Raw genomic sequence first — 2744 nt, 5'->3', positions numbered from 1 at the left:
GGTGTCATCAAGATGGTGATGGCTCTGCGGGAGGGTGTGCTGCCGCGCACGCTGCACGTGGACGAGCCGACGCCCCACGTCGACTGGACGGCCGGAGAAGTCGCGCTGCTCACCGAGCAACGGGAGTGGCGGGCGAACGGCCATCCGCGCCGCGCCGGTGTCTCCTCCTTCGGTATCTCCGGCACCAACGCGCACGTCGTCCTGGAGGAAGCACCGGCCGAGGAGGGGGCCGAGCCGCGCTCGGTGGTGGTCGACGGCTCCGCCGGGTTGTCGGGGTCGCCGGTGGTGCCTTGGGTGGTGTCGGGGCGTACCGCTGGGGCCTTGGCCGCGCAGGCGGCGCGGTTGGCGGCGGTGCCCGGTGATCCGGTCGATGTGGGGTGGAATCTGCTCCGGACGCGTTCTCCGCTGGAGCACAGGGCCGTCGTGTGGGGGCGGGACAGGGCCGAGCTGACCGCGGGGCTGGACGCTGTGGCTTCGGGGGGTGTGGCAGGGCATGTGGTGTCGGGAACGATTGCGGGCTCCGGCGCCCCGGTCTTCGTCTTCCCCGGTCAGGGCTCTCAATGGTTGGGGATGGGGCGAGGGCTCCTTGAGTCCTCGCCGGTGTTCGCGGCGCGTGTCGCGGAGTGTGAGGCGGCGCTCGGGTCTGTCGTGGACTGGTCGTTGACGGAGGTGCTGCGGGGCGAGGACGACGCCTGGATGCAGCGGGTGGACGTCGTCCAGCCCGTGCTGTGGGCGGTCATGGTGTCGCTGGCCGCGGTCTGGGAGTCGCTGGGTGTTGTACCGGCTGCGGTGATCGGGCATTCGCAGGGGGAGATCGCGGCTGCCGCGGTGGTCGGTGCGTTGAGCTTGGAGGACGCGGCGCGGGTGGTGGCGCTCCGGTCGGCGGCCATCCGCGATGAACTGGCCCGTCGTGGTGGGATGTTGTCCCTGGCGACCGGTGCGGAAAAGGCGTCGGCGTGGGTTGAGCCGTACGGTGATCGTGTCGCGGTGGCCGTCTACAACGGTCCCGATGCGACCGTGGTCGCCGGTGATCCGGAGGCGCTGGACGAGATCACCGCTCTCGCCGAAGCCGATGGTGTGCGGGCGCGCAGGGTTCCGGTGGACTACGCGTCCCACTCCGCGCACGTGGAGGACATCCGGGAGCGGCTTCTGGATGTGCTCGCGCCCGTTACACCGCAGGCGTCCCGCGTCCCGGTCATCTCCACGGTCACGGGTGGGGAGTTGGACACGACGACGATGGACGCCTCGTACTGGTACGAGGGTCTGCGCCGACCTGTTCGTTTCACCGATGCGGTTCAAGGGGCCCTCGGTCAGGGCCACTTCGGGCTGGTCGAGGTCAGCGCCCACCCGGTGCTGACCATGGCGGTGCAGGCCATCGCGGAGGCCGATGAGAAGCCGGTCACCGTGGTCGGCACCCTCCGCCGTGACGAGGACGAGAACGCCCGCTTCATCGCGAACGCGGCCGAACTCTGGGTCCACGGCACCGACATCGACTGGTCCGCCGTCTACGCAGGACGCCCCGTCAAACGCGTCGACCTCCCCACCTACGCCTTCCAACGCGAGCGTTTCTGGCTGAAGGCACCCAGCACCAACGGCGACCCCGCTGAACTGGGTCTCAGCTCCGCCGGACACCCTCTGCTGGGCGCCGCGGTGAGCCTCGCCGACGGCGGGGTCATGCTGACCGGCAGGCTCTCCACCCGTACCCACCCCTGGCTCGCCGACCACAGCGTGGCCGGCACGGTGCTGTTCCCGGGGACGGGCTTCGTGGAGCTGGCGATCCGGGCCGGGGACGAGGTCGGCTGCGGACATCTCGCCGAACTCACCCTCCAAGCCCCCTTGGCCCTCCCCGAGCGAGGCGCCGTCCACCTTCAGGTGGCCGTCGGAGCGCCCGAGGACAGCGGAGACCGGACGGTGACCGTGCACTCCCGGCCGGAAGGCGCGGAGACGGACGCACCGTGGACCTGGCACGCCGAGGGTGTGCTCACGGCCAAAGCCGCCGAGCGGCCCGCCACAGATCTGACCGCCTGGCCCCCGACCGGTGCCGAGAGCGTTGACGCATCGGGCTTCTACGGCGGCGCCGAGGCGGCAGGCTACGGTTACGGACCAGCCTTCCAGGGCCTGCGTGCGGTCTGGCGGCGCGGGGACGAGGTGTTCGCCGAGGTCGAACTGTCGGATGCCGGGCGGGGAGAGGCGGCTCGGTTCGGGATTCATCCGGCCTTGCTGGACGCGGCGTTGCATGCCAATGCGTTCGGCGAGTTCGCCGGTGGCGGTGGTGAGGGGCTGCGGCTGCCGTTCGCGTGGACCGGTGTCTCGTTGTTCGCGGCGGGTGCGGACCGGCTGCGGGTGCGGATCACGGAGGCCGGTGAGGACGCGCTGGCGGTGGAGGTGGCGGACGGTACGGGGCAGCCGGTCGCCGAGGTGCGTTCACTGGTGCTGCGGCCGGCGGCCGCCGCGGCTTTGGGCGGCGGTGCCTCGGGGCCCGATGATCTCTTCCGCGTGGAGTGGACGTCTTTGGCGTACGGCGAGGAGATCTCAGGGTCCGGCGTGTGGGCGGTGCTCGGTGCCGAGGATCCGTACAACGTCGGGGCGGCGGTGCAGGGTGCCGGGCTTGCCGTGGACTCGTATCTGGATCTCGATGGGTTGCGGGTTGTGCTGGAGGCTGGGGTTCCTGCGCCGTCGGTGGTGTTCTGGACGCCGTGCGGTGTCGACGGTAGCGCCCGCCGGGTGACGGAGGATGCTCTGCG

1 protein-coding gene is annotated in these 2744 nt (G+C 71.1%); it reads left to right on the top strand.

From position 1 onward, the window contains the following. Nucleotides 1–18 precede the first annotated feature (18 nt). A partial coding sequence (locus ACWDRW_RS40235) for an acyltransferase domain-containing protein (RefSeq protein WP_451733539.1) occupies nucleotides 19–2744 on the top strand: 2726 nt, incomplete at its 3' end.

The organism is Streptomyces sp. NPDC003635, assembly GCF_053587635.1.
Note: the sequence above shows the minus strand (reverse complement) of the source record. Positions and strands in the feature narration are given on the sequence as shown.